This window comes from Micromonospora sp. NPDC005553, assembly GCF_042871765.1.
Taxonomy (GTDB): Bacteria; Actinomycetota; Actinomycetes; order Mycobacteriales; family Micromonosporaceae; genus Micromonospora.
In genome coordinates this window covers 401,787-425,602 of the sequence record NZ_JBIAJD010000001.1, presented here as the reverse complement: position 1 = coordinate 425,602, position 23,816 = coordinate 401,787, and the positions used below count along the sequence as shown (strand labels likewise).

The following is a 23,816-nucleotide window of genomic DNA, read 5'->3' as shown; positions in this document are numbered from 1 at the left end:
CTCAGGAGGTGCCCGCCTCGCCGCGTGCGCCGACCGCCCCCGCTGGAGGAAAGAGCCCCATGACCCTCACCTTCCACTGGTTCCTGCCCACCAACGGCGACAGCCGGGACATCGTCAGCGGCGGCCACGGCGTACCGACCGGTGCCGCGGGAGGCGCCCGCCCGGCCAGCGTGGCGTACCTCGGGCAGATCGCCCGCAGCGCCGAGCAGCTCGGCTTCGTCGGCGCCCTCACCCCCACCGGCGCCTGGTGCGAGGACGCCTGGCTCAGCACCGCGATGCTCACCGAGGTGACCGAGCGACTCAAGTTCCTGGTCGCCTTCCGGCCCGGGCTGCTGGCCCCCACGCTGGCCGCCCAGATGGCCTCGACCTTCCAGCGGCTGTCCCGGGGCCGGCTGCTGCTCAACGTGGTCACCGGCGGCGAGTCACAGGAGCAGCGGGCCTACGGCGACTTCCTGGACAAGGACGCCCGGTACGCGCGGGCCGACGAGTTCCTGCACGTGGTGCGTGCGCTGTGGCGCGGCGAGACCGTCGACCACGACGGCACCCACGTCCGCGTCGAACAGGCACGGCTGCACCGGCCGCCTGACCCGGTGCCGCCGGTCTACTTCGGTGGGTCCTCCGCCGCCGCGCTTCCGGTGGCGGTGCGGCACAGCGACGTCTACCTCACCTGGGGCGAGCCGCCGGCCCTGGTCGCCGAGAAGCTGGAGCGGGTCCGGGCGCTGGCCGCCCGCGCCGGGCGGGAGTTGCGCTTCGGCATCCGGTTGCACGTCATCGTGCGTGACACCGCCGAGCAGGCCTGGGCGCAGGCCCAGCGCCTGCTCGACGGGGTGTCCGAGGCCGACATCCGGGCCGTGCAGGAGGGACTGCGCCGCAGCGAGTCCGAGGGGCAGCGCCGCATGCTCGACCTGAACGGTGGCTCCCGCGACGGCCTGGAGGTCGCCCCCAACCTGTGGGCGGGGGTCGGGCTGGTCCGCGGTGGGGCCGGCACCGCGCTGGTGGGCAGCCACGCCGAAATCGCCGACCGGATCGCTGAATACCACGCGCTCGGCATCGACGAGTTCATCCTCTCCGGCTATCCGCACCTGGAGGAGGCGTACTGGTTCGGGGAGGGCGTGCTGCCGATCCTGCGCGAGCGTGGGCTGTGGCGGCACCCCGACGGCCAGCCAGGGACCGGCGACCACGTCGACATCCCCTTCGCCGGCGTGCCAGCGCCGCAACCCGCCGTGGCCCGCTGACCGGCGGTCCGCCGCAACCGGCGCCACCACCGCCTACAGGTCCATCGCGTAGACCCGGACCTGGCGGCCCGTGTCCGGTTGCACGGTCTCCCGCTCCAGCGACATGCCCAGCTTGACCATCACCCGCGCGGACGCCTCGTTGCCGACGACGTGGATGCTGACCAACCGCCGCAGGTCGAGCGTGGCACGAGTGTGGGCGACAACGGCCTGGGCAGCCTCGGTGGCCAGGCCCCGACCCCAGTACGCGCGGCCGAGCCGCCAGCCGATCTCCACAGCCGGCATGATCTCGGGCAGGAAGCTCGGCACCGCCAGTCCGGTGAAGCCGGCCAGCTCCCCGGTCTCGCTGATCTCGACCGCGTACAGGCCGAAGCCGTGCTCGTCCCAGTGTCGCTGATAGGTGGCCACACGCTCCGCTGTCGCGGCCCGGTCCAGGGTGCGGCCGTGATGGATGTAGCGCATCACCTCGGGCTGCGCGTTGACCGCTGCGAACCCGTCCAGATCATCGCTGCGCATGCGGCGCAACAGCAGCCGCGCGGTCCTGAGGGACGTGGCGTCGAGAGGGCTCGTCAGGTCAGGCACGCTCCCTTCTAGCATGCCGCCGCGCACGAGGCGATCGGTTATCTCGCGGCGGGTCGTCCGGCGAACCGCTGGCCGACCCGCCGCGCCGCGAGGCTCACCACGGTGCTGCCGGCCGCCATCCCGACCAGCACCAGAATCCCCCCGACCACCCACAGCCCGCTGTCGTCGGTCCCGGCGGCCCGCCACGACCAGACCGCCGTGAACGCCACGGTCATCACCGGCACCACCAGCCACGGGCTGAGCCGCGTCCCGGCGAGCGCGGCCAGCAGCACGAGCGTCAACACACAGCCGATCACCTGCCACGGCTCGTACGGGCCGCTGCTCGCGCCGGTCTGCGCGTCGACCGTGTACCGGGTGTCCCAGCCCAGCCAGAGGAGCCACGTCCCGACCGTGGCCGCAGCCAGGAACAGAACACCGAGCAGTGCGCGCGTACCCCTCGTCGCCGTCATCCGGTGATCATCCCCTGCCTGCTGCCGCACGGGAACACGTACCCGTACCGGGCCGTGTGCCAGGCCGATCCCCAATGGACTGTTGCCTCGGTCGGTGGCGATCCTCTACGGTCTGCTCAGCGGTGGGCGGTGCGGTCCGCATCCGACCCGACACCGCCGGATGCCCGTCGTGCGGGCCGGGATGGTGGAGTCCCGGGTCGCCCCGTCGGCGGTGGCCCGGCGGTCGTGTGACTCCCAGCTCGTCCCCTCGGGTCCTGGTGCCCGGGTGGCTCCGCGTGGAGCCGACGGCGAGCCGGGGCACGCCGACCCACCGGGAGAGCCCCGTGTTCCTCAGCCCGCACGAGCAGGATCGCCTGCTCGTCCACGTCGCGGCCGATGTCGCCCGCGCCCGCCGCGAACGCGGCCTGCGCCTCAACTACCCCGAAGCCGTCGCGGTGATCACCGCGTTCCTCCTCGAAGGGGCCCGCGACGGGCGGTCGGTGGTCGACCTGATGTCGGCCGGCCGGGCGGTGCTGGGCCGCGACGACGTCCAGGACGGCATCCCCGAGCTGCTGAGGGAGGTGCAGGTGGAGGCGACGTTCCCGGACGGCACCAAGCTCGTGACGGTGCACCACCCGATCCCGTGATCCCCGGGGAGATCCTGCCGGCGGCCGACCCGGTCGAGATCAACGTGGGTCGTCCGGTGACTACGGTGCTCGTGGTCAACACCGCCGACCGCCCGGTGCAGGTCGGCTCGCACTACCACTTCGCCGAAGCCAACCCGGCGCTGTCGTTCGACCGCAGGGCGGCCTGGGGGCAGCGGCTCGCCGTCCCGGCCGGCACCTCCGTCCGGTTCGAGCCGGGCATCGACCGCAGCGTCGAGCTCGTACCACTTGGCGGCGCACGTGTCGTGCCGGGCCTGCGCGCAGAGTGCGCGGGACCGCTGGACCCCTCGCCGCACGCGGTCACCGCCGACGGGTCGCCGCGGTGAGCGCCGTGCGGCGGGACCGCTACATCGACCTGTACGGTCCGACGACCGGTGACCGGATCAGACTGGCCGACACGAACCTGCTGATCGAGGTGGAGACCGACCACTGCGTGGGCGGCGACGAGGCGGTCTTCGGCGGCGGGAAGGTGATCCGCGAGTCGATGGGGCAGTCCCGTGCCACCCGCGCCGAGGGGGCACTGGACACCGTCATCACCGGCGCGGTGGTGCTCGACCACTGGGGCGTGGTCAAGGCCGACGTGGGGCTGCGCGACGGGCGCATCGTGGCGCTCGGCCGGGCCGGCAACCCGGACACCATGCCCGGTGTGCACCCCGACCTGGTCATCGGCCCGTCGACGGAGGTGATCGCGGGCAACGGGCGGATCCTCACCGCCGGCGCGGTCGACACCCACGTGCACTTCATCTGCCCGCAGATCGTCACCGAAGCGCTGGCCAGTGGCATCACCACGATGGTCGGCGGCGGCACCGGGCCGGCCGAGGGGACCCGCGCGACAACTGTCACCCCGAATGCCTGGCACCTGGCCCGGATGCACGAGGCCCTGGACACCATGCCGGTCAACGTGCTGCTGCTCGGCAAGGGCAACACCGTCTCCAGCGAAGCGCTGTGGGAACAGTTGCGGGCCGGTGCGGGCGGTTTCAAGCTGCACGAGGACTGGGGCACCACACCGGCGGCGATCGATGCCTGCCTGCGGGTGGCGGACGCGTCCGGGGTCCAGGTGTCGATCCACACCGACACGCTCAACGAGGCCGGATTCGTCGCGGACACCCTGCGCGCGATCGGTGGACGGGCGATCCACTCGTACCACACCGAGGGAGCCGGTGGCGGGCACGCACCGGACATCATCACCGTGGCCAGTGAACCGAACGTGCTGCCGTCGTCGACCAACCCGACCCGGCCGTACACCGCGAACACCCTGGCCGAGCACCTGGACATGCTGATGGTCTGCCACCATCTCAACCCGTCCGTGCCGGAGGACCTCGCCTTCGCCGAGAGTCGGATTCGACCGTCCACGATGGCTGCCGAGGACCTGCTGCACGACCTCGGCGCCATCTCGATCATCGGCTCCGACGCGCAGGCCATGGGCCGGGTCGGCGAGGTGATCATGCGGACCTGGCAGAGCGCCCACGTGATGAAGGACCGGGTCGGCGCACTACCGGGTGACGGGCCCGCCGACAACCACCGGGCCCGACGGTACGTGGCGAAGTACACCATCTGCGCCGCGATGGCCAACGGCCTGGAACGGGAGGTCGGCTCGGTCGAACCGGGCAAGCTCGCCGACCTGGTGCTCTGGGACCCGGCGTTCTTCGGGGTCCGGCCGCACCTGGTACTCAAGGGCGGCATGATCGCGTACGCCCAGATGGGCGACGCCAACGCCTCGATCCCGACACCGCAGCCGATGCTGCCGAGGCCGATGTTCGGGGCGTACGGCGCGGCGGCGGCCGCCACCAGCCTGGCCTTCGTGGCCCCGGCAGCCCTGGACGCCGGGCTCCGACTGGACGTGCGTCGCCGGGTGGTGCCGGTGAGCGACGTACGGTCGCGGGGCAAGGCCGACCTGCCGGAGAACAACGCGATGCCGCACATCGAGGTGGACCCGGACACCTTCACGGTGCGGATCGACGGGCAGGTGGTGGAGCCGGACCCGGTGACCCGGCTGCCGATGGCCCAGCGGTACTTCCTGTTCTGATGGCAACGCCGAGCCTGCTGTTGCTGTTGGCCGACGGACGCTTCCCGGCCGGGGCGCACGCGCACTCCGGTGGTCTGGAGGCGGCCGTCGCCGCCGGCCGGGTCACCGACCTGGCCTCGTTGGAGGCGTTCCTGGCCGGACGATTGGCCACCGCCGGTCTGGTCGGCGCGGCGTTCGCGGCAGCCGCACACCGGGCGGGGGCGCCGGCTGAGTCCGCCGCCCGGTCGGGCGCGCTGGCTCGGCTCGACGCGGAGCTGGACGCGCGTACCGCCGCCCCGGCGTTGCGGGCGGTCTCGCGCCGACAGGGCCGGGCGCTGCTGCGGGCCGGGCGGGCCATCTGGTCGGACGCCCCGTTCGCCGACCTGCCCGCGACGCCCGGTGGCGCACACCAGCCGCTGGTGCTCGGGCTGCTGTGTGCCGCGGCCGGGCTGTCCCGCGTCGAGACCGCAACGATCGCCGCGTACGGGACGCTGACCGGGGCGGCCAGCGCCGGCGTACGTCTGCTCGGACTCGACCCGTACCAGGTCCAGGCGCTGCTGGTCGGCCTGGCCGACGCCTGCGACGGCACGGCCGCCGACGCGGCGCGGGCCGCCGATGATCCACCGGAGCGGCTGCCAGCCGCCGCCGCCCCACTCGCCGACATCCATGCCGAGATCCATGCCACCTGGGAGGTGCGTCTCTTTGCGTCCTGACACCGTTGTGCCGAGCGCTGTGCCCGCCGTCGAACCGATCACGCCGCCGCCGGGCACGCCGACGGCGGCCATCCCACCCCACGACGAGACCGTTCCGCACACCCATCCGGAGCCGGGGGTGGACCCCCATCCGCCGTTGGCGCGTGCCGGCCGTGCCCTGCGGGTCGGCATCGGCGGCCCGGTCGGCTCCGGCAAGACGGCCCTGGTGGCCGCGCTCTGCCGTGCCTTCGCCGACGAGTTGCGGCTCGGCGTGGTGACCAACGACATCTACACGACCGAGGACGCCGACTTCCTCCGGCGGGCCGGCGTGCTGGACCCGGCGCGGATCCGCGCGGTGGAGACCGGCTGCTGCCCGCACACGGCGATCCGCGACGACATCGGCGCCAACCTCGACGCCGTCGACGAACTGGCCGATACGGTCGGCCCGTTGGACCTCGTCCTCGTCGAGAGTGGTGGGGACAACCTGACGGCGACCTTCAGTCGAGGGCTGGTCGACCGGCAGATCTTCGTTGTCGACGTGGCGGGCGGGGACAAGGTCCCCCGCAAGGGCGGCCCGGGGGTCACCGCCGCCGACCTTCTCGTGATCAACAAGACCGACCTGGCCCCGATGGTGGGTGCCGACCTCGCCGTCATGGATCGTGACGCGCGGGCCCGGCGCGGCGACCTCCCGACTCTCTTCCTGTCCATCGTGGGAGACCCCACCGCCACGTCGGTCGCGGACTGGATCCGGCACGAGTTGGCCCACCACGCCGCCCTGCACCCGCTCGCCGTACCGGCGGAAACGGCCTGATGCGAGCGCTCGCCCGGCTGGTCGCCCGGGCCGACGGGCGGGGCGGCACGGCCCTTGTCGAGCTGCACGGCGAAACGCCGTTGCTGCTGCGCCAGACCCCGGCCGACGGTGATGTCGCCACTGTGCACCTCGTCGGCGGGGCGGCTGGGCCACTGGCCGGCGACGATCTGCGCCTGGAGATCGAGGTCGGGCCGGGCGCGGCCGTGCGGGTGCACAGCGTCGCCGCGTCGATCGCCCTACCGGGCCGCGTGGGTGCCGTCTCCCGGATGGCGGTGCGGGCGGTGGTGCACGCCGGGGCCACGCTGCACTGGCTCCCGGAACAGTTGGTAGCGGCGGCTGGCTGCGCGCACCTCGCCGAGTCCCGGATCGAGTTGGCCGCCGGTGCCGGCCTGCGGTGGCGCGACGAGCTGATCTGCGGCCGGCACGGCGAGGCGCCCGGCAGCGCCGTCGTGCACACCCAGGTCGACTACGCGGGTCGACCACTGCTGCGGCAGTCCCTCGCGGTGGGACCGCACGCGCCGGGCTGGGCCGGCCCGGCGGTGCTCGGCGGCGCCCCGGCCACGGGATCGCTGCTGGTGGTCGACCCGTCGCGGCCCGCCGAACCTCCATCGGCCGAGGGCAGTGTCGCCCGGCTGCCGTTGGCCGGCGGCCCGGCGACCCTGTGGACGGCCACCGCTCCCGACGCGCACACCCTGCGCGCCCACCTCGCCGGCTAGGAAGCCCAGTCGGTCCGCCTGCCCCCCGGGGCCGTTCTGGAGGCGGACACTGCGGAGAGCGTGATGTCTGTGAGTCATCACGATGACTCACAGACATCACGCTCTCGGGCGGGTGCCGCGTGTGGCCGGGCAGCGTTCGCGGCTGAGTGGGGTGTCGCGTCGGGAGCAGGGTGAGACTGCGGCTCGCCCAGAAGTTCGGTCGGTGAGCCGGAGGCGGCTCAGCGGTGGGGGCCGGACGCGTCGGCGTGTTCCCGTGGCCGGGCCGGGTCGAGACGGCCGACCAAATCGTCGATCTGGCTCACCAGGTCAGCGGCGTGCGGCACGCCCAGTTCGGCGATGCTGGCTCGGACCCGCTCGTCCAGGCGGGCGTGCTCGCGGCGGCCCCGAGCGGTCAGGTACGCCCGAATCCGTCGGCGGTCGATCGGATCGATCCGGCGGAAGACGAGGTTGCGGTCGACGAGTTGGTCGACCAGCTTGGTGAGGGTGCCCGGCGGCAGCGACGCCTCGATGGACACCTCGCTCATCGGGTGACCCTGGCCGTCGGCGAGCAGGCAGAGCACCCTCCACGCCTCGATGCTGATCGCGTCGTCGGCCAGAACGGCGCCCAGCCGGCGGGAGAGCAGCCGTTCGGCGCGGGTGAGCGAGCGCAGCAGGTCGGCTGGCGCCCCGGGCACGTCTGACATGAAACTCCCTGGTCCGGTGGCCCTGTCATGGTAGCGAGTCGTCCCGGTCAGTGGTGAGCGCTGGTCTTCCGTCGTAGGCCGGGCAATCATGTGCTCATGTCCGCGCCGGCACCGCCGTGGCTGACCGTCGACCCTGCCGTGGTCAGCATCGCGCTTGTCTATCCGATGCGCGGGCCGGCCGGCATGTTCGGCCCCACCTGTGAGCTCTGCGCGCAGCTCGCGGTCGAGGAGATCAATAGGTGCGGTGGCGTGCTGGGCCGGGAGGTCCGCCTGGTGCCTGTCGACGGTGGCGCACCGCCGGCCGAGGTGGCCGCCGAGGTCGAGGCGTTGGTGTCGGTGGGGGCGGTGCAGGGGGTGACGGGGTGGCACATCTCCTCGGTGCGCCAGGCGTTGGCGCCCCGCGTCGCGCACCGGGTGCCCTACGTCTACACCGCACTCTACGAGGGCGGCGAACGCACCGAAGGTGTCTTCCTGACCAGCGAGACGCCCGATGCCCAGTTGTGGCCCGCGATGCGGATGCTCGCCGCGGAACAGGGGGTGCGCCGCTGGTTCGTGGTGGGCAACGACTACGTGTGGCCGCGCCGTACGTCGTGGGCCGCCCAGCGGTACGCGCTGCGCGGCGGCGGGCAGTTGGTGGGCCGGCACTTCCTGCCGTTGGACGCGCACGACTTCACCGAGGTGTTACGCCGCATCGAGCACAGTGACGCGGACGCGGTGTTGATGCTGCTGGTCGGTGCCGACGCGGTGCGGTTCAACAGGGCGTTCGCCCGATCCGGCCTGGATCAGCGCTGCCTGCGGCTGAGCACCCTGATGGACGAGAACATGCTGTTGGCCAGTGGTGCCGGCGCGACTCGAAGGCTTTACAGCACCGCCGGCTTCTTCGCCGGTCTTGTCACGCAGGAGAACCTCGACTTCCACGGCGAGTTCGCGCGGCGCTTCGGCGTGGAAGCGCCGCCGCTGGGCAGTCTGGGGGAGTCCTGCTACGAGGGCGTCATGCTGCTCGCCGCGCTGATCGGCCAGGCCCGCACCCTCGACGTACGGGCGATCGAGACGGCCGCGGACACGGTCGCCTACCACGGGCCGCGTGGGCGGTTACGGCTGCGTCAGCGGCACGTCCGGCAGCGCATCTACCTGGCCGAGGCCGACGGGCTCGACTTCACTGTGCTCGCTCAGCTCTGAACCGGGCACGGCAGTCGGCCCACCCGACTCTTGACAGCGCCACCCGATCCCGTCCTAAGATGCTTCCTGCGTGAAGTATCTGGCCGAGGAGTCAGGTCTCACCATTGCGTGCCCACCGTTGGCGGATTCGCCGTCGACCAATGTGGTGGCACTTATCTCTGCGTCTTTCCGAACGGCCGGCACCGTTTCCTCCCCAACGGTGTCGGCCGCTTTTTCGTGTGCGACTCGACGGTCCCCCGGAAACAGTCAATTAAGGACCGGGAAACACGCGCGCAATCGTGCCGGTCAACGCTTTCCCTGCCCATATCCGAGCCGGTGCCCTGCGCGGCGTCCACCCGTCGATCTCGGCACCGCCCACGTCAGCTCCATCGGACCGCACCGACCGTCCTTTCGCCACTTGACTGCACCGCAGGGAGAGTAGATGTCATTATTCCGGGGCCGCCGCATCCTGGCGGGTGCCATGACCCTGGTCGCCGCGGCCGCGATGACCGCGTGCGGCAGCAAGACCACCGACGAGGGTGGCGCGACCGGCGTCACCGCCGACGTCTCCGGCGACACCGTCAAGGTGGGCCTGCTCAACTCGCTCTCCGGGACCATGGCGATCAGCGAGGTCACCGTCCGCGACTCCATCATGCTCGCCGTCGACGAGATCAACGCGGCCGGCGGTGTCCTCGGCAAGAAGATCCAGCCGGTCGGTGAGGATGGCGCCTCGGACTGGCCCACCTTCGCGGAGAAGGCCGAGAAGCTCATCTCCGAGGACCGGGTGGCGGCTGTCTTCGGCTGTTGGACGTCGGCCAGCCGCAAGGCGGTCAAGCCGGTGTTCGAGAAGAACAAGGCGTTGCTGTTCTACCCGGTGCAGTACGAGGGACTTGAGCAGTCGCCCTACATCTTCTACACCGGAGCGACGACCAACCAGCAGATCGTTCCCGGGCTGGACTATCTCAAGTCGCAGGGCGCGAAGTCGGTCTATCTGGTCGGCAGTGACTACGTGTTTCCGCGGACCGCAAACAAAATCATCAAGGCGTACGCGGCCGCGAACGGGATGACCGTGCTGGGTGAGGATTACGCGCCGCTGGGCTCCACCGAGTTCGGCACCATCGTGAACAAGGTCAAATCATCCGGCGCGGATGCGGTGTTCAACACGCTCAACGGTGACAGCAACGTGGCCTTCTTCAAGGAGTACAAGTCGGCGGGCCTGAGCGCCGCCGCGATGCCTGTGGTGTCGGTGTCGATCGCCGAGGAAGAGGTCAAGGGCATCGGCACCCAGTACCTGGAGGGCCAGCTGACGGCCTGGAACTACTACCAGACCACCCCGGGCGCGGCGAACTCGAAGTTCGTGGCCGCGTACAAGGCGAAGTACGGCGCGGACAAGCCGACCAGCGACCCGATGGAGGCCGCTTACGTCGGCGTGCACCTGTGGAAGGCGATGGTCGAGAAGGCCGGCGCCTTCGACGTGGAGAAGGTCCGCGCCGCCTCGGACGGGATCACCTTCGACGCTCCGGAGGGCCTGGTCACCGTCGACGGCAAGACCCAGCACATCGCGAAGACCGCCCGGATCGGCAAGATCGGCGCGGACGGCCTGATCACCGAGGTGTGGAACTCCGGCAAGCCGGTCGCACCGGATCCGTACCTCAAGACCTACCCGTGGGCGAGCGGCCTGAGCTGACGACGCCGGCCCGGGCGGAACGCGTTGCCGCGCGCTCCGCCCGGGCCACCCGACCAGCAGTTCGGAGTACCCACCGTGACAGTCCTCTTCGGTCAACTCTTCACCGGCATCAGCATCGGCGCGGTGCTGCTGCTCATCGCGCTCGGCCTCGCGCTGACCTTCGGCCAGATGAACGTGATCAACATGGCGCACGGTGAGTTCATCATGGCTGGCGCGTACACCACCTACGTTCTGCAGCAGAGCATCACCGGCGCCGGCCTGTCACTGGCGGTCGCGCTGCCGGTGGCGTTCGTGGTCGCCGGCACCATGGGTGTCCTGCTGGAGGTGCTGCTCATCCGCCGGCTCTACGCCCGCCCACTGGACACCCTGCTGGTCACCTGGGGTGTGTCACTGATCCTGCAACAACTGGCCCGGGACATCTTCGGCAGCCCGAACGTGCAGACCCGTGCGCCCGAGCTGCTCACCGGCAACGTGGCGCTGCCCGGCGGGGTGACCATCGCCAACAACCGGCTGTTCATCCTGGCCCTGGCGTTGGCCGCCGTCGCGGCGCTCACCCTGGCGCTGCGACTCACCCCGCTCGGACGCCGTATCCGCGCGGTGGTGCAGAACCGCGACCTCGCCGCCGTTTCCGGCGTCGCCACCTCCCGGGTCGACCGGACGACCTTCTTCCTCGGCTCCGGCCTGGCCGGGCTCGCCGGGGTGGCCCTCACCCTGCTCGGTCCGATCGGCCCGACCATGGGCACCAACCTGATCATCGACGCCTTCCTGGTCGTCGTGGTCGGCGGGATCGGCCAGCTCAAGGGCAGTGTGATCGTCGCCTTCGCCCTCGGCGTGCTCCAGGCCACCGGGGAATACCTGACCACCCTCAGCGTCGCCAAGGTGATCGTGTTCGTGGCGATCGTCGCGTTCCTCCAGTGGCGGCCACAGGGCCTGTTCACCCTGCGGACCAGGAGCCTCGCATGACCGCCGTCACCCCCGCGCCACCCAGCACCGCCGTCCGCCCGGCGCCTGCGGGCGCCGTACCACCGGGCCACCCCGCCGGTCGCTCGCGGCTACGGACCCTGGCCGGCTTCGCCTTCGGCGCGGCGCTGCTGTTCGCCGTCGCCCCGCTGGTGTTGTCGGACTTCCGGCTGGCACTGCTCGCCAAGTACCTCTGCGTCGCCATGGTCGCGGTCGGCATCGGGATCGCCTGGGGCCGGGGCGGGATGCTCACCCTGGGCCAGGGTGTCTTCTTCGGCCTCGGCGGCTACGCGATGGCCATGCACCTCAAGCTCGCCGACGCGGGCCCGGGTGGGATGCCCGACTTCATGCAGCTGTACGGGCAACTCGACGAGCTGCCGCTGTGGTGGCGGCCGTTCGCCAGTCCGTGGTTCGCGCTGCCCGCCACGGTGCTGCTGCCGATGGCTGTCGCCTTCGGGCTCGGCTCGCTGGTCTTTCGCCGCCGCGTCCGCGGCGCGTACTTCGCCATCCTCAGCCAGGCGCTCGCCGCCGCGATGGTGATCCTGCTGATCGGCCAACAGGGCACCACGGGTGGCACCAACGGGCTCACCGACATCAAGGGCTTCTTCGGCTACGACCTGGACGACCCGGTCAACCAGCGGATGGTGTACTTCATCATCGCCGGAACGCTGCTGGCGTTGCTCGCGCTGACCCGTCAGCTGATCCAGAGCCGTTACGGCGAGCTGCTGGTGGCGGTCCGCGACGGTGAGGAACGGGTCCGCTTCCTGGGCTACGACCCGGCGTCGGTCAAGCTTGTGGCGTACGTGGTGGCGGCGGGCATGGCCGGGCTGGCCGGGGCGCTTTTCGTGCCGGCGGTGGGCATCATCTCGCCCGCGCTGATCGGCATCGTCCCGTCGATCGAGTTCGTCATCGGCGTCGCGGTGGGCGGCCGGGCGACGGTGCTCGGGCCGGTGCTCGGCGCGGTGGCGGTGGCCTGGGCGCGTACCGCCCTCTCCGAGCGTTTTCCGGGCACCTGGACGTACCTTCAGGGATTGCTCTTCGTGGTCGTGGTGGCGTTCCTCCCCGGCGGCCTGGCGTCGCTGTGGGCGTTGGCCCGCCGCCGTGACGTCGCCGCGCGGCCGCTGCGGCCCGGCTGGCTGTCGCTGCGTCGACGACGCGCCGAACGGACGGAGGTGCCTGCGGCATGAGCGAACGCACCGAGCGCAGCGAGGGCCGTGAGCGCATGCCCAGCCAGCACAGCATGAGCGGCGAGCGGTTGGACGGACTGTCCGTCCGTGACGTGCGGGTCAGTTTCGACGGCTTCACCGCCGTGGACGGCGTCTCGTTGGAGGTGCCCGCCGGCGACATCCGGTTCCTGATCGGGCCGAACGGCGCCGGCAAGACCACACTGGTCGACGCGATCACCGGCCTGGTCAGGGCCAGCGGCTCGGTCCGGTTCGGTGACCAGGAACTGCTCGGCCGGCCGGTGCACCGGATCAGCCGGCTCGGCATCGGGCGGACCTTCCAGACCTCGACGGTCTTCGAGGAGCTGTCGGTGTTGCAGAACCTCGACATCGCGGCGGGCGCGCGGCGCAGCTGGGCGACCCTGGCCCGCCGCCGACGGGGCGTGCCTGACGAGATCGCCGCGGCGCTGGAGACGATCGGGCTGGCCGAGCGGACCGCGGACCTCGCCGGGACGCTCGCGCACGGCCAGAAGCAGTGGCTGGAGATCGGCATGCTGCTGGTGCAGGACGCGCGGCTGCTGCTGCTCGACGAGCCGGTCGCCGGGATGAGCCATGAGGAACGCGACGCCACCGGCGTGCTGTTGGAGAGGGTGAGCCGGGATCGCACTGTCGTCGTGATCGAGCACGACATGGACTTCCTGCGTCGGTTCGCGCGCAGCGTCACAGTGCTGCACGCCGGCCGGGTGCTCAGCGAGGGTACGGTCGCGCAGGTCCAGGCGGACCCGCGCGTGCAGGAGGTCTACCTTGGCCACCCGGTCGACGCCGGGTCGGCCCGCACCGGCCGGGAGGCATGATGCTGACGCTGCGTGGGGTGCACGCCGGGTACGGGCGTTCCCGGGTGCTGCACGGGGTCGACCTGGCGGTCCCGCCCGACGGGGTCGCCTCCGTGCTCGGGCACAACGGTGCCGGCAAGAGCACCCTGCTGCGGGTCGCGGCGGGGCTGCTGCGGCCGAGTGCCGGCACCGTGGAGTTGGACGGCGAGGACGTCACCCGCGCCGGGCCGCACGAGCGGGTGGCGCGGGGAATGGCGTACGTCCCGCAGGGTCAGCAGTGCTTTCCGCACCTGACCGCGGCGGAGAACCTGCGGCTGGTCGCCGACGGCCGGCGCGACGGCGCGGTGGCGACGGCGGAGGTGCTGGATCTGTTTCCGGCGTTGCGCCCGCTGCTGCGGCGGCGGGCCGGGTTGCTCTCCGGTGGTCAGCGCCAGCAGTTGGCCATCGCCCGCGCCCTGATCACCCGGCCGCGGCTGCTGATGCTCGACGAGCCGACCGAGGGCATCCAGCCGTCGGTGGTCGCGGAGATCCAGGAGCGGATCGTCGAGTTGACCCGGCAGTCCGGGTTCAGTGTGCTCCTCGTCGAGCAGCACCTGGGTTTCGCCCTGCGGGTGGCGGACCGCTACCACGTGCTGGAGTCCGGTCGGGTCACCTCGTCGGGCGACGGGGGTGTCACGGCCGAGCGGGACGTCCGGGCGGCCCTGGCCGTCTGATCGGGGTGGCGTCGGTCAGCTTCCCGGCGCGGGCCCGGTCGAGTCGCGGACGACCAGCAGGTGCCCGGTGGGGCGGCGGCGCGGGCGTGTCGTGCGCGGCTTGAGTGCGAGGGTGAGTGCCGTGCGACCCATCTCGGTCATCGGCAGGCGGATGGTGGTCAGGCTGGGTGCCAGGTCGGCCGCCACGGAGACGTCGTCGAAGCCGACCACGGACATCCGCGCGGGCACCGGCACGCGGCGGGACCGTAGCGTCGACAGCACACCCATGGCCATCGCGTCGTTGAGCGCGATGATCGCCGTCGTTTCGGGATGCTCGTTGAGGATCTGCTCGGCGGCGGCGCGCCCCCCGCCGCGGGTGAAGTCGCTGTGCACGACGGCGAGGTCGGCGGGGGAGCGTCCGCGCTGCCGCAGGGCCGACGACACACCGGCCAGCCGGTCGGCGACCGTGGTGAGGCCGGCGCTGCCCGCAGCGACAGCGATCCGCCGGTGACCGAGATCCATCAGGTGCTGGGCGAGGGCGTGACCGCCGGCCTCGTTGTCCGGTAGGACGGCGTCGACGCCGAGGGTGTGCCGTCCGATGGCAGCGGCCCGTCCGCCGTGGTCCTGGAACGCGGCCAACTCGGCGCGGGCCGCGCTCTCCATCCTGGGGTCGTCGTAGCCGGAACCACTGATCAGGACGATGCCGACCCGCTGGGCGATCAGGTGGCGCAGCTGTTGCAGCTCGTAGCCGGGGTCGCGGCCGGACTGGCAGATCTGCACCAGCAGCCCCTGCTCGGCGGCGAGTTGGATGACTCCGGCGGCGATCTCGGAGAAGTACGGGTCGTCGATCTGGTGGACGATCAACCCCACCGTGGAGGTGGCCCCGCTGGCCAGGGTGCGGGCGTACGGGTTGGCGACATAGCCCAGCTCACCGGCGATCTGCCGGATCCGGTCGGCGACCTCGGCGCTGACCCCCTCGCGGCCGGCGAGCGCTCGGGAGGCCGTCGCCAGCGAGACGGCAGCGTGTTCGGCGACGTCCACGAGGCGCGGCCGTTGGCTGGCCCTGGGCATCGGCAACCCTCCGAAGACATCCATGTCACCCGATCTGTTGCGATCGGCACCGATCGAAGCCTAGGGTACGTAAGCGCTTTCGTAAGCGCTTACGTGACCGGCATCCGTCATGCCGCGAAACGAGGTGACAGCCATGTCCAGGGCCCGACGAGCCGCCGTCTCCCTCCTGGCGATCGGCGCACTGACCGGTGCCAGCGCGCCACCAGCGCAGGCGGATCGCAGCATCCCCTCCGCCGTCCACCCGGCGCTGCGCGCGCACCTGGTCGCCGCGTACGACTTCGACCACCCGGTGCCCGGCGACCCCGCACTGGAACGCGACCAGGGGCGTTCCGGCACCGAGATCGAGCTGATCAACGGCGGTGCCGCCATGCGGGTGCCGGAGGGCGCCTACCGGGGCAGCCGCAACGCGGTGCAGACCCGGCAGATCGACCCCGCCGTCGCCGGCAACGACGACTGGAAGGCCGGCACCTGGTCGGCCAGCGGGGTGCGGACACTACGTGCCTTCAGCGCCACCGCCGGCACCACGGTCATGGGCTGGTTCAAGCTGAACATGGACCGCCCGCTACCCAACTCGACCACCGCCGACCCGGACGACAGGTACAACGCGATCGGGCTGGCCGGAGTGCTGACCGGCGACTCCGACGGCCACGGCGTTCGCGCGCTGCTGGAGCTGATCGACGTCGACGGGGAGTTGCGTCTCGTCGCGCTCGGCCGGCGGCTCGACGGCGGCAACTCACAGACGTTCGCCGCCACCCGGGACTGGCGTGAGCTGCTGCCCATGGGGGAGTGGGTGCACCTGGCCGCCACCTTCGACTTCGCCACCGGCGCGCTCGCCCTCTACCGCAACGGTGAACCGGTGGACGGCTTCTACACCCGCGCCGACGACCCGTGGCTGGTCTCCGGGCCGGGCCCGCACGTGACCACGGCGTCCGACCCCCGGGGCATCAAGATCGGCGGCAGCTTCCCCCAGGACAACCTGGAACGCAACCCGTGCGACTGCCGGATGGACGGCCTGATGTTCCTCGACAGTGTGGTCTCCGCGAACGACGTACGGAGGCAGTACCGCCACCTTGCCCGCTGACCACCCTCGGCACCGTCCCACCGAGAAGGAGACACGCGTGCGCACCCTGCACCGCCGCGCCGGCGCCGTCCGCCGGCCCACAGTGAGGGCCGGCCTCACCGCCCTCGTGCTGATCCTGTCCACACTGGTCGCCGCCCCCGCGCGAGCCGCCGACGCGGTCGACGACCCGATCCCCGACATGCCGATCCAGTCCCGACTCGGGCTGGTCCTCAGCGAGTACGCCAGCTTCCCGCAGTCGTACCCGACACCGGCGCCGACCGACGCGCGGCTCATGCGTACCGCGCGGATCAACACCATCATGGAGGTGCCCGACGGCTCCGGCCGGCGGGCGGTGCCCGACCTCAACGGCAGCCTCTACCTGGTCGAGGGCGGCGTGCCGCACGTCTACCTGGACGTGGCCGCGACGTTCGCGCCGCGGTTCTTCTCCGGTCGTGGGCTCGGCCAGGGCTTCGGGTACGTCGCGTTCCACCCGGAGTTCGGGGTGAACGGCCGGTTCTACACCATCCACACCGAGTTGGCGTCGACGACGACCGCCACTGCGGACTACGCCCAGCCCAACACGCTCTTCCACGGCGTCATCACCGAGTGGACGGCGACGGATCCCGCCGCTGCCACCTTCGCCGGTACGCACCGGGAGGTGCTGCGCATCGGCTTCGGCGGCCAGGTGCACGGCATCCAGGAGATCAACTTCAACCCCACGGCCAAGCGCCACGACCGCGACTACGGGCTGCTGTACCTGGCCGTCGGCGACGGTGGCCAGGGTGCTCGCAACACCGATCCGCAGAACCTGGCCCTGCCGCACGGCAAGCTGCTCCGGATCGACCCCCGCGGCACCAACTCCGCGAACGGGCGCTACGGCATCCCGGCCGGGAACCCGTTCGTCGGCCGGGCCGGCGCGCTCGGCGAGCTCTACGCGGTGGGTTTCCGGGACCCGCACCGGTTCAGCTGGGACCGGGCGACCGGCCGGATGTACCTCGGGCACATCGGCGAACACGCAGTCGAGGCGATCTACGAAGTCCGTGCCGGGGACAACTTCGGCTGGAGCGAGCGCGAAGGCTCCTTCGTCTTCGACAAGGCGGCCACGAACCCCTGCAACCGGCTGCTCCCGCTGCCCGCCGACGACGACAGCTACGGCTACACCTACCCGGTCGCCGCGTACGACCACGACCCCGCCGCCGGTTGGAACTGCACCGACGACGTCGGTGTCGCGGTGGCCGGCGGCTTCGTCTACCGGGGGCGGGCGCTGCCAGCGCTGCGCGGCAAGTACGTCTTCGGCGACCTGGTCGACGGTCGGGTGCTCTACACCGAGGCCAACGAGATGCGCCGGGGCCGGGAGCTGGCCACGATCCACCAGCTCGCGCTCTTCGACGAGGCGGGCACCCCGGTCCGGATGCGCGACCTCTCCGCACCGGGCGCGCCCGGTGACCCCAACCGGGTCGACCTGCGCTTCGGCACCGACGCCGCCGGTGAGCTCTACGTCGTCGCGAAGGCCAACGGAAAGGTCTGGAAGGTGACCGGCACCCGGGAGTTCGCCAGCGGTGACGTCGGTGACGTCACAGTCCGCCGTACCACCGGAGCCACCAACTGGGCACCGGTGACGCCGGCTAAGTGGCAGTTCACAGGCGACCAGGTCGTCCTGGCCGAGGCCGGGGAGAGCCGGCCGGGCCCGCGCCGGCCCTTCGAGTACGCCGTGCTGACCAACGGACCGGCGTGGTCGTCGGTGCGGGTCGACGCCCAGGTACGACTCGACACTCCGGTGGAGGTCACCAACCGGGACGTGATCATCGTCTTCGGCTGGCGCTCGGACACCGAGTTCTACTACGCCCACCTCTCCACCGACAACACGATCTATCCGCACAACGGCATCTTCAAGGTGGACAACGCCGACCGGGAGCGCATCGACCACCAGTGGAACGGCCGCTCGCGGGGCGCCAACCCGGCGATCACCGACGCCAGGTGGCACCGCGTGCGGGTGGTGCACCTGCCGGCCACCGGCGAGATCGCCGTCTACGTCGACGGGCACCGGGACCCGCTGCTGACCGCGAAGGACACCACCTTCGGCTCGGGGCGGGTCGGCTTCGGCTCGTTCGACAACGTGGGCCGAATGCGCAACCTGACCGTCACCGGCGCGCCGGCCTGAACCGGGTCACGGTGGGGGCGGTGACGACTCACGCCGCCGTCCCCACCGGGCGACCGTCACGCCGTGCGAGATCAACGGCAAGGAGCGCGCCAGGCCGGCTAGACCGCTCCGTAGTGGAGGGACAACCCGGTGGCGGCCCGGTCGGCGGTGATCTGCATCATGCTGCCCAGCATCGTGGCCCGGTCGGTCACCAGGGCCGTCCCGTCGGGCGCGTACGTGATCCGGTCACTGACCAGCACCGGCGCCCCCTCGGCCTCGTCCAGATGCCGGGCCACGTCCGCGTTCAGCACCTCCGGTCGGATGGTCTCCGCCGCCCGGGCCACCACCACCCCCAGGTCGGCCAGGGCCGCGTACAACGAGGTGCCGGTGAAGTCCACGTCCTGCAACCGGCTCGCGTGCGGCTCGCGTACCCAGGAAATCTGATGAATGGCGCGGCGGCCGGCGAACGCGCGGACCCGCTCCAGGCGCAGGCCCGTCTCGGCCTCGCGGACCCGCAGCCGGGCCGCGACGCGCGAGGGCAGGCGGCGCTGCGCGCGGGAGATCACCGTCGTGTGGACCTCGTGGCCCTGCTCGCGCAGGTCGTCGCCGAAGCTCCGCAACGATCCGAGCTGGTACGCGGCATGAGCAGGTGCGACATAGGTGCCCTTGCCCGGCCGCTGGACGATCAGGCCCTCGGCGCTCAGCTCGCGCAGGGCCTGCCGCAGCGTCATCAGGGTGACGCCGTACGCCGTGCTGAGCTCGCGCTGCGCGGGCAACGCCTCACCCGGCACGTAGCGACCGTCGCGGATCTTGGCGGCGAGGTCGGCGGCGATGGCCCGGTAGCGTGCCACTGTTCTGTCTCCCGATGCGTCGACTGTCCGCTCCCGTCATCGACGGCCACCGCCGATCATCGCACGGTAGCCACCTGAGACAACGCGGCCCGCAGCGACGCCACGAAGGCGCCGACCTCGGTGGGACCCGCCCCGTCGAGGATGCGCCGCATGACGGCCGCGCCGACGATGACTCCGTCGGCGACCGCCGCCGCCTCGCCCGCCTGTTCCGGGGTGGAGATGCCGAAGCCCAGCAGCACGGGTAGATCAGTGACCCGCTTGAGCCGGGCGGCCAGAGTGACGGCCGACGGTGCGAGCCGGTCGCGTTCGCCGGTCGTGCCCATGATCGAGATGGCGTACACGAAACCCTGACTGCGTCGGCCGATCTCGGCGAGCCGGTCGTCAGGCGTGGCGGGGGAGGCGAGCAGGCTCACCTGGACGCCCGGCACGTCCAGCCCGGCCAGCTCGTCGAGGGGCAGGTCGGGCACGATCAGCCCGGTCACCCCGGCCGCCGTCAGCGCGTCGCCGAACCCGGGTCGTAGCGCGATATTGGCGTACGTGCTGGCCACGAGGGGGATGCCTGTCCGCGCCGTGGCGAGGTCTTCCAGGACCGAGGCGGGCGTCGCGCCTCGGGCGAGCGCCGCGTCCGAGGCCTCCTGAATGGTGCGGCCGTCCACCGTCGGGTCGGAGAACGGGAGCCCGACCTCGACCATTTCGGCTCCGGCGTCCTCGAAGGCGTTCAGGTACGCCGTCCAGCCGGGCACGATCCCGCCCGTGATGTAGGGCATCAGTAGCTTCATGCGAGCTCCGCTTCCGCGATCAGGGTGGTGATGTCCTTGTCGCCGCGCCCCGACAGGGTGACGAGCACTGTCGATCCTCGGGGCAGCTCCGGCGTGCCGGCGGCGCGGACGACCCAGGCGAGCGCGTGGGCCGACTCGATGGCGGGCAGCACGCCCTCCGACCGCGCGAGCCGGACCGCGGCCGCGATCGCCTCCCCGTCGGAGACGGTGACATACCGGGCGCGCCCCAGATCGCGCAGGTACGCGTGCTCGGGGCCGACGCCCGGGTAGTCCAGCCCGGCGGCGATCGAGTGCGCCTCCTTGATCTGCCCGTGTTCGTCCTGAAGGAACAGCGACTGGAAGCCGTGCAGGACGCCGATCTCCCCGTTCGTCGCGCCGGAGCCGCCCTCGGCTTCCACCCCGACGAGCTTCGCCGAGGTCTCGACGAACCCGGCGAACGTGCCCGCCGCGTTGCTGCCCCCGCCGACGCAGGCGACCACGTAGTCAGGGGTGGCAGCGGGCAGCTCGGCAGCGCACTGCCGCCGGGCCTCGTCACCGATGACGCGCTGGAACTCGCGGACCATCATCGGATAGGGGTGCGGACCGATGACGGAGCCCACGCAGTAGTACGCCTCGTCGACGTCTGTCACCCAGTGGCGCATGGCCTCGCTGGTGGCGTCCTTCAGCGTCCGACTGCCGGTGGTCACCGGAACGACCTCGGCACCCAGCAGCCGCATACGGAAGACGTTGTGCGCCTGGCGTTCCACGTCGCGTTCGCCCATGAACACCTTCACCGGTAGGCCCAGCAGGGCGCCGACCGTCGCCGTCGCGACGCCGTGCATGCCCGCCCCGGTCTCGGCAATCAGACGCGTACGCCCCATGCGTCGGGCCAGCAACGCCTGCCCTAGCACATTGTTGATCTTGTGTGATCCGGTGTGCGTCAGATCTTCCCGCTTGAGCAGCACCGTCACACCGAGTTCGGTCGACAGTCGCACGGCCGGCGTCAGCGGTGTCGGCCGTCCCACGTGGGCCGACAGCAGCGCGGCGAGACTGCCGCGGAACCCGGGGTCGGCCCACGCCTGCGAGAAGGCCTCGGCGACCGCCTCGCAGGCGGGGATCAGAGACTCCGGCACGTACCGCCCGCCGTAACTCCCGTATCGCCCCGGAACGCCTGCCGACCGCACTGTTATAGAACTCATACAACAGTTATAGAACAGCGAAGGTCGCCTGGCAAGAGAGGCGGCACCGCGCATCCGGTGACCTGCCCCGGCGGCCCTGTCCGGTTCGTAGAATTCCTGCCATGCCGGAGATCGTCGAGTTGCTGGCCTCGCCCGTGCACCGCTTCCTGGGCCGGCCCGCCGACGGCCCGGCCCCGGCCCCACCCGGCGAGCTGGTCGACGCCGTCCGGATCCGGGCCGGCCTCGGCATCGTCGGCGACAGGTACTTCGGTCAGCAGGCACACCGCGACGCCAGCGTCACTGTCATCGCCCGGGAGTCGCTGCCGGTCGGCATCGGCCTGACCGAGGTGCGGCGAAACATCCTCACCACAGGGATCGCCGTGGACGAGCTGATCGGCAGAGTGCTGGTGCTGGACTCCGGCGACGGCCCCGTCAGCCTGCGGGTCAACCGGGCGGCCCGACCGTGTGCCTGGATGGACGTCACTGTCGGACCGGGGGCGTGGAAAGCGCTGCGCACCACCGGCGGCATCCGCTGCACGCCCCTCAACGACGGCACCCTGCGCCTCGGCGCGATCGACGCCACAGTGAACTGAGGACGCCAGCCTGAGTCAGGCCGGGCTGATGTGTGCGGCCAGGACCCGCCAGCCGTGCGGGTCGTCGTGGACCCACGTCCGGGTGTAGCGCAGCCGCGCGGCGAACGGCGTTCCCTCGAGGACGCCGGACACGCGGCCCAGAAAGAACGTCACCCCCGTCGCTCCGACCACGAGCAGGTCCAGCTCCTCCTCCACCAACTCCTCGACGACCGAGCGGCGGTCCCGGTGAGCGGCCAGGTCATCCTGCTTGCTGTGGGTACGCCCGTCCGGGCCGACGGCGATCAGCTGGTCGACCAGCAGCTGATCGAGGGCGGCGACGTCACCGGCCCGTTGGGCGGCCTGCAGGGTGCGCTCGGCGTCGAGCAGCTCGGCCTCGCGTGCGCTGTCCGGCATCGTGGCGTCCTCCCGTTCGGGTCCGACCCGGTGCCACCGTCGGCCCGAGCTGTCCGCATTGTGGCAGCCAACCTGGCTCGGGCGGGTGGGGATCGCCGCCGAGGTTCACAGACTCAGGCGAATCCGTACGACGGTCTCCCCGGGACTGGTGAGCACTGCGACCTCGTCACAGATCTGCTCCACGATCGCCAGCCCGCGACCCCGTACCGAGTCGGTGGCCGGCATGCTTCGGCCGAACGCCCGCGTCGGCCCGTGGTCGACGACGTCGCAGATCAGCTGACCCGGCTCGGCCCAGAGTCGCACCCAGCCACCGCCGGTGGTGTGCTGCAACGTGTTGGTGGCCAACTCGCTGACGGCCAGCGTCAACAGCTCCGCCCCCTCGTCCGACAGGCCACGGGCCAGCGCCCCGGCGCTGACGAACGCGCGCAGCGCCCGTATATCCGTCGCGACCTGATACGCCATGGTGTCCGCGGCGTGGGTGGGGACATTCTGCTCGGCCACGGTCTCCCGTCGCTCGCCCGGCATCAGCCCGCCCGATGCGGCTGCCCGACCAGCGGCACCGCGTTCCGCGCGGGTGTCGTGGGCGTGCGAGCCTCAAAGTGCGCCATCGGGCAGCGGAACCCTTCTCGTAGCTGTTGCCGCCACATCATGTCACTTACCGCCCTCTTGACTGTCTCGTCCGTTCGGCGGTTGATCACCTACGGGCCGGCCTGACCGGCCTCGCCGGTCCGGTAGGGCAGTCGGGTCAGGGTGCCGCGTCGAAGGCTATCGATTCGCTCAACTCCCGCCATCGCGCGTCCGACGCGGCGACATCGGCGTACCCGGCGTTGTTGACGTCGAGGGCCACAGCGCGGACCCGGTCACCGTGCCGGTCGACCAGGTCCGCGAGCTGTGCCGGGTTGCGGGCGGTGGCCACCAGGTGATCGCCGTCGGCCAGGACGGCCTCGGCGAGGGCTCGGCCGAGGCCCCGCGAGCAGCCGGTGATGAGCCAGACTCGCGGCACGGCATCCTCTCGTGTCAGTGGGCCCACTCGCCGTCAGGGACGGATGTCCAGGGCGCCGATCAGCCCGTCGCGCAGCGTGAACCGGTACCGCAGCTCGATCGGGCTGCCGGGGAAGTCACCGGACACCCGGGTGGCAGCCAGGTACGAGTCGCCCGCCTGCGACGTGACCCGGACCGGCTCCGCGGTGTACGAGTAGGCGTCCATCGTCTTCTGCCGCCAGGCGCGGATTGAGGCCCGTCCGTCGTACAGGCGGTCCTCGTCGGCGACGCTCGCGGTGTCCGCGAAGCAGGCGACGAAGGCGTCCAGATCCCGGTCGTTGACGGCCCGGAAATACCGGTCGATCACGTCGGGCAGGTCGAGGGCCATCTGCTCCTCCTGCGGCACGGGCCGCCGTCGGGCAGCCGTCGGGTTCCCGGTCCGACCTCACCGTACGAGAAGCCGACGGCACCGCGCGCAGCAACC

27 protein-coding genes are annotated in these 23,816 nt (G+C 71.6%); 16 read left to right on the top strand and 11 right to left on the bottom strand.

The features are described 5' to 3' along the window. Positions 1-59 precede the first annotated feature (59 nt). Positions 60-1,235 (top strand): LLM class flavin-dependent oxidoreductase, encoded by a 1,176-nt coding sequence (locus ACFYPG_RS02085; RefSeq protein WP_387349606.1) that lies wholly within the window; start codon positions 60-62, stop codon positions 1,233-1,235. Between the two features lie 33 nt (positions 1,236-1,268). On the opposite strand, the gene ACFYPG_RS02080 is transcribed toward ACFYPG_RS02085, so the two are convergent. Together ACFYPG_RS02080 and ACFYPG_RS02075 are read right to left on the bottom strand one after the other, a co-directional pair. Then, positions 1,269-1,814 carry a GNAT family N-acetyltransferase gene (locus ACFYPG_RS02080; RefSeq protein WP_355006675.1) on the bottom strand — a complete coding sequence of 182 codons (546 nt, stop codon included), beginning with the start codon at positions 1,812-1,814 and terminating at the stop codon, positions 1,269-1,271. Positions 1,815-1,852: 38 nt separating this feature from the next. Continuing rightward, on the bottom strand, positions 1,853-2,263 hold the full coding sequence (locus tag ACFYPG_RS02075; protein WP_355006676.1) for a hypothetical protein: 411 nt from the start codon (positions 2,261-2,263) through the stop codon (positions 1,853-1,855). Positions 2,264-2,586: 323 nt separating this feature from the next. Between ACFYPG_RS02075 and ACFYPG_RS02070 the strand changes: the two genes are divergently transcribed. The 6 genes from ACFYPG_RS02070 to ACFYPG_RS02045 are packed head-to-tail and all read left to right on the top strand — an operon-like array spanning position 2,587 to position 7,131. Beyond that, entirely contained in the window at positions 2,587-2,889 is a 303-nt protein-coding gene (locus ACFYPG_RS02070) for an urease subunit gamma (protein WP_030335444.1), read from the top strand. Beyond that, on the top strand, positions 2,886-3,233 hold the full coding sequence (locus ACFYPG_RS02065; RefSeq protein WP_355006677.1) for an urease subunit beta: 348 nt from the start codon (positions 2,886-2,888) through the stop codon (positions 3,231-3,233). The genes ACFYPG_RS02070 and ACFYPG_RS02065 overlap by 4 nt, the downstream gene beginning before the upstream one ends. After that, positions 3,230-4,933, top strand: coding sequence for an urease subunit alpha (locus tag ACFYPG_RS02060; protein ID WP_387349604.1), 1,704 nt, complete (start codon positions 3,230-3,232; stop codon positions 4,931-4,933). The genes ACFYPG_RS02065 and ACFYPG_RS02060 overlap by 4 nt, the downstream gene beginning before the upstream one ends. Next, the gene (locus ACFYPG_RS02055) at positions 4,933-5,625 is read left to right on the top strand and encodes an urease accessory protein UreF (RefSeq protein ID WP_387349602.1); all 693 of its coding nucleotides are present in this window, start codon (positions 4,933-4,935) and stop codon (positions 5,623-5,625) included. The genes ACFYPG_RS02060 and ACFYPG_RS02055 overlap by 1 nt, the downstream gene beginning before the upstream one ends. Further along, entirely contained in the window at positions 5,615-6,415 is an 801-nt protein-coding gene (gene ureG / locus ACFYPG_RS02050) for an urease accessory protein UreG (RefSeq protein ID WP_387349600.1), read from the top strand. Before ACFYPG_RS02055 ends, ureG begins: the two co-directional genes overlap by 11 nt. Beyond that, positions 6,415-7,131 carry an urease accessory protein UreD gene (locus tag ACFYPG_RS02045; RefSeq protein WP_387349599.1) on the top strand — a complete coding sequence of 239 codons (717 nt, stop codon included), beginning with the start codon at positions 6,415-6,417 and terminating at the stop codon, positions 7,129-7,131. The genes ureG and ACFYPG_RS02045 overlap by 1 nt, the downstream gene beginning before the upstream one ends. A 218-nt stretch (positions 7,132-7,349) precedes the next feature. Here ACFYPG_RS02045 and ACFYPG_RS02040 read toward each other — a convergent pair whose 3' ends face one another. Then, positions 7,350-7,814 (bottom strand): MarR family winged helix-turn-helix transcriptional regulator, encoded by a 465-nt coding sequence (locus ACFYPG_RS02040; RefSeq protein WP_355006682.1) that lies wholly within the window; start codon positions 7,812-7,814, stop codon positions 7,350-7,352. A gap of 96 nt (positions 7,815-7,910) precedes the next feature. On the opposite strand from ACFYPG_RS02040, the gene ACFYPG_RS02035 reads away from it, so the two are divergent. The 6 genes from ACFYPG_RS02035 to urtE all read left to right on the top strand — a co-directional run bounded on the left by ACFYPG_RS02035 (position 7,911) and on the right by urtE (position 14,328). Next, entirely contained in the window at positions 7,911-8,993 is a 1,083-nt protein-coding gene (locus ACFYPG_RS02035) for a substrate-binding domain-containing protein (protein ID WP_387349597.1), read from the top strand. Between the two features lie 421 nt (positions 8,994-9,414). After that, entirely contained in the window at positions 9,415-10,659 is a 1,245-nt protein-coding gene (gene urtA, locus ACFYPG_RS02030) for an urea ABC transporter substrate-binding protein (protein ID WP_355006684.1), read from the top strand. A 75-nt stretch (positions 10,660-10,734) separates the two neighbouring features. Next, a complete protein-coding gene (gene urtB, locus ACFYPG_RS02025; protein WP_355006685.1) occupies positions 10,735-11,622 on the top strand; it encodes an urea ABC transporter permease subunit UrtB in 888 nt (295 codons plus the stop codon). Then, positions 11,619-12,806 (top strand): urea ABC transporter permease subunit UrtC, encoded by a 1,188-nt coding sequence (urtC, locus tag ACFYPG_RS02020; RefSeq protein ID WP_355006686.1) that lies wholly within the window; start codon positions 11,619-11,621, stop codon positions 12,804-12,806. The genes urtB and urtC overlap by 4 nt, the downstream gene beginning before the upstream one ends. Further along, positions 12,803-13,636 carry an urea ABC transporter ATP-binding protein UrtD gene (gene urtD / locus ACFYPG_RS02015; protein WP_357196270.1) on the top strand — a complete coding sequence of 278 codons (834 nt, stop codon included), beginning with the start codon at positions 12,803-12,805 and terminating at the stop codon, positions 13,634-13,636. The genes urtC and urtD overlap by 4 nt, the downstream gene beginning before the upstream one ends. Continuing rightward, positions 13,636-14,328 (top strand): urea ABC transporter ATP-binding subunit UrtE, encoded by a 693-nt coding sequence (urtE, locus tag ACFYPG_RS02010; RefSeq protein WP_355006688.1) that lies wholly within the window; start codon positions 13,636-13,638, stop codon positions 14,326-14,328. Before urtD ends, urtE begins: the two co-directional genes overlap by 1 nt. Before the next feature lie 15 nt (positions 14,329-14,343). On the opposite strand, the gene ACFYPG_RS02005 is transcribed toward urtE, so the two are convergent. Beyond that, entirely contained in the window at positions 14,344-15,378 is a 1,035-nt protein-coding gene (locus ACFYPG_RS02005) for a LacI family DNA-binding transcriptional regulator (RefSeq protein ID WP_355006689.1), read from the bottom strand. A 133-nt stretch (positions 15,379-15,511) separates the two neighbouring features. Here ACFYPG_RS02005 and ACFYPG_RS02000 point away from each other — a divergent pair, with 133 nt between their 5' ends. Further along, positions 15,512-16,459 (top strand): LamG-like jellyroll fold domain-containing protein, encoded by a 948-nt coding sequence (locus tag ACFYPG_RS02000; RefSeq protein ID WP_355006690.1) that lies wholly within the window; start codon positions 15,512-15,514, stop codon positions 16,457-16,459. A gap of 37 nt (positions 16,460-16,496) precedes the next feature. Continuing rightward, positions 16,497-18,599, top strand: coding sequence for a PQQ-dependent sugar dehydrogenase (locus ACFYPG_RS01995; protein ID WP_387349595.1), 2,103 nt, complete (start codon positions 16,497-16,499; stop codon positions 18,597-18,599). Between the two features lie 98 nt (positions 18,600-18,697). On the opposite strand, the gene ACFYPG_RS01990 is transcribed toward ACFYPG_RS01995, so the two are convergent. The 3 genes from ACFYPG_RS01990 to trpB are packed head-to-tail and all read right to left on the bottom strand — an operon-like array spanning position 18,698 to position 21,386. Continuing rightward, a complete protein-coding gene (locus tag ACFYPG_RS01990) occupies positions 18,698-19,429 on the bottom strand; it encodes a GntR family transcriptional regulator (protein ID WP_387349593.1) in 732 nt (243 codons plus the stop codon). 56 nt (positions 19,430-19,485) lie between these two features. Then, positions 19,486-20,208: a tryptophan synthase subunit alpha gene (trpA, locus tag ACFYPG_RS01985; protein ID WP_387349591.1), complete on the bottom strand. Its 723-nt coding sequence runs from the start codon at positions 20,206-20,208 to the stop codon at positions 19,486-19,488. After that, entirely contained in the window at positions 20,205-21,386 is a 1,182-nt protein-coding gene (gene trpB, locus ACFYPG_RS01980; RefSeq protein WP_387349590.1) for a tryptophan synthase subunit beta, read from the bottom strand. Before trpB ends, trpA begins: the two co-directional genes overlap by 4 nt. A gap of 101 nt (positions 21,387-21,487) precedes the next feature. Here trpB and ACFYPG_RS01975 point away from each other — a divergent pair, with 101 nt between their 5' ends. Beyond that, complete coding sequence (locus ACFYPG_RS01975) at positions 21,488-21,958, top strand: molybdenum cofactor biosysynthesis protein (RefSeq protein WP_355006695.1); 471 nt, start codon at positions 21,488-21,490, stop codon at positions 21,956-21,958. A gap of 15 nt (positions 21,959-21,973) precedes the next feature. Here ACFYPG_RS01975 and ACFYPG_RS01970 read toward each other — a convergent pair whose 3' ends face one another. The 4 genes from ACFYPG_RS01970 to ACFYPG_RS01955 all read right to left on the bottom strand — a co-directional run bounded on the left by ACFYPG_RS01970 (position 21,974) and on the right by ACFYPG_RS01955 (position 23,720). Next, positions 21,974-22,351: a nuclear transport factor 2 family protein gene (locus ACFYPG_RS01970; protein ID WP_387349588.1), complete on the bottom strand. Its 378-nt coding sequence runs from the start codon at positions 22,349-22,351 to the stop codon at positions 21,974-21,976. A 105-nt stretch (positions 22,352-22,456) separates the two neighbouring features. Further along, entirely contained in the window at positions 22,457-22,876 is a 420-nt protein-coding gene (locus ACFYPG_RS01965; protein WP_355006697.1) for an ATP-binding protein, read from the bottom strand. A gap of 220 nt (positions 22,877-23,096) precedes the next feature. After that, the gene (locus ACFYPG_RS01960; protein WP_387349587.1) at positions 23,097-23,354 is read right to left on the bottom strand and encodes an SDR family NAD(P)-dependent oxidoreductase; all 258 of its coding nucleotides are present in this window, start codon (positions 23,352-23,354) and stop codon (positions 23,097-23,099) included. A 33-nt stretch (positions 23,355-23,387) separates the two neighbouring features. Then, positions 23,388-23,720 carry a nuclear transport factor 2 family protein gene (locus ACFYPG_RS01955; protein ID WP_387349585.1) on the bottom strand — a complete coding sequence of 111 codons (333 nt, stop codon included), beginning with the start codon at positions 23,718-23,720 and terminating at the stop codon, positions 23,388-23,390. Positions 23,721-23,816 lie beyond the last annotated feature (96 nt).

Bases quoted from the DNA above. Each gene is read 5' to 3' on its own strand.
- trpB (WP_387349590.1), bottom strand. From the start codon at position 21,386: ATGAGTTCTATAACAGTGCGGTCGGCAGGCGTTCCGGGGCGATACGGG.
- ACFYPG_RS01955 (WP_387349585.1), bottom strand. From the start codon at position 23,720: ATGGCCCTCGACCTGCCCGACGTGATCGACCGGTATTTCCGGGCCGTC.
- ACFYPG_RS02005 (WP_355006689.1), bottom strand. From the start codon at position 15,378: ATGCCCAGGGCCAGCCAACGGCCGCGCCTCGTGGACGTCGCCGAACAC.
- ACFYPG_RS01975 (WP_355006695.1), top strand. From the start codon at position 21,488: ATGCCGGAGATCGTCGAGTTGCTGGCCTCGCCCGTGCACCGCTTCCTG.
- ACFYPG_RS02055 (WP_387349602.1), top strand. From the start codon at position 4,933: ATGGCAACGCCGAGCCTGCTGTTGCTGTTGGCCGACGGACGCTTCCCG.
- ACFYPG_RS02085 (WP_387349606.1), top strand. From the start codon at position 60: ATGACCCTCACCTTCCACTGGTTCCTGCCCACCAACGGCGACAGCCGG.
- ACFYPG_RS02045 (WP_387349599.1), top strand. From the start codon at position 6,415: ATGCGAGCGCTCGCCCGGCTGGTCGCCCGGGCCGACGGGCGGGGCGGC.
- urtE (WP_355006688.1), top strand. From the start codon at position 13,636: ATGCTGACGCTGCGTGGGGTGCACGCCGGGTACGGGCGTTCCCGGGTG.
- ACFYPG_RS02000 (WP_355006690.1), top strand. From the start codon at position 15,512: ATGTCCAGGGCCCGACGAGCCGCCGTCTCCCTCCTGGCGATCGGCGCA.
- ACFYPG_RS02040 (WP_355006682.1), bottom strand. From the start codon at position 7,814: ATGTCAGACGTGCCCGGGGCGCCAGCCGACCTGCTGCGCTCGCTCACC.
- urtA (WP_355006684.1), top strand. From the start codon at position 9,415: ATGTCATTATTCCGGGGCCGCCGCATCCTGGCGGGTGCCATGACCCTG.
- ACFYPG_RS01965 (WP_355006697.1), bottom strand. From the start codon at position 22,876: ATGCCGGGCGAGCGACGGGAGACCGTGGCCGAGCAGAATGTCCCCACC.
- trpA (WP_387349591.1), bottom strand. From the start codon at position 20,208: ATGAAGCTACTGATGCCCTACATCACGGGCGGGATCGTGCCCGGCTGG.
- ACFYPG_RS01970 (WP_387349588.1), bottom strand. From the start codon at position 22,351: ATGCCGGACAGCGCACGCGAGGCCGAGCTGCTCGACGCCGAGCGCACC.
- urtC (WP_355006686.1), top strand. From the start codon at position 11,619: ATGACCGCCGTCACCCCCGCGCCACCCAGCACCGCCGTCCGCCCGGCG.
- ACFYPG_RS02035 (WP_387349597.1), top strand. From the start codon at position 7,911: ATGTCCGCGCCGGCACCGCCGTGGCTGACCGTCGACCCTGCCGTGGTC.
- ACFYPG_RS02075 (WP_355006676.1), bottom strand. From the start codon at position 2,263: ATGACGGCGACGAGGGGTACGCGCGCACTGCTCGGTGTTCTGTTCCTG.
- urtD (WP_357196270.1), top strand. From the start codon at position 12,803: ATGAGCGAACGCACCGAGCGCAGCGAGGGCCGTGAGCGCATGCCCAGC.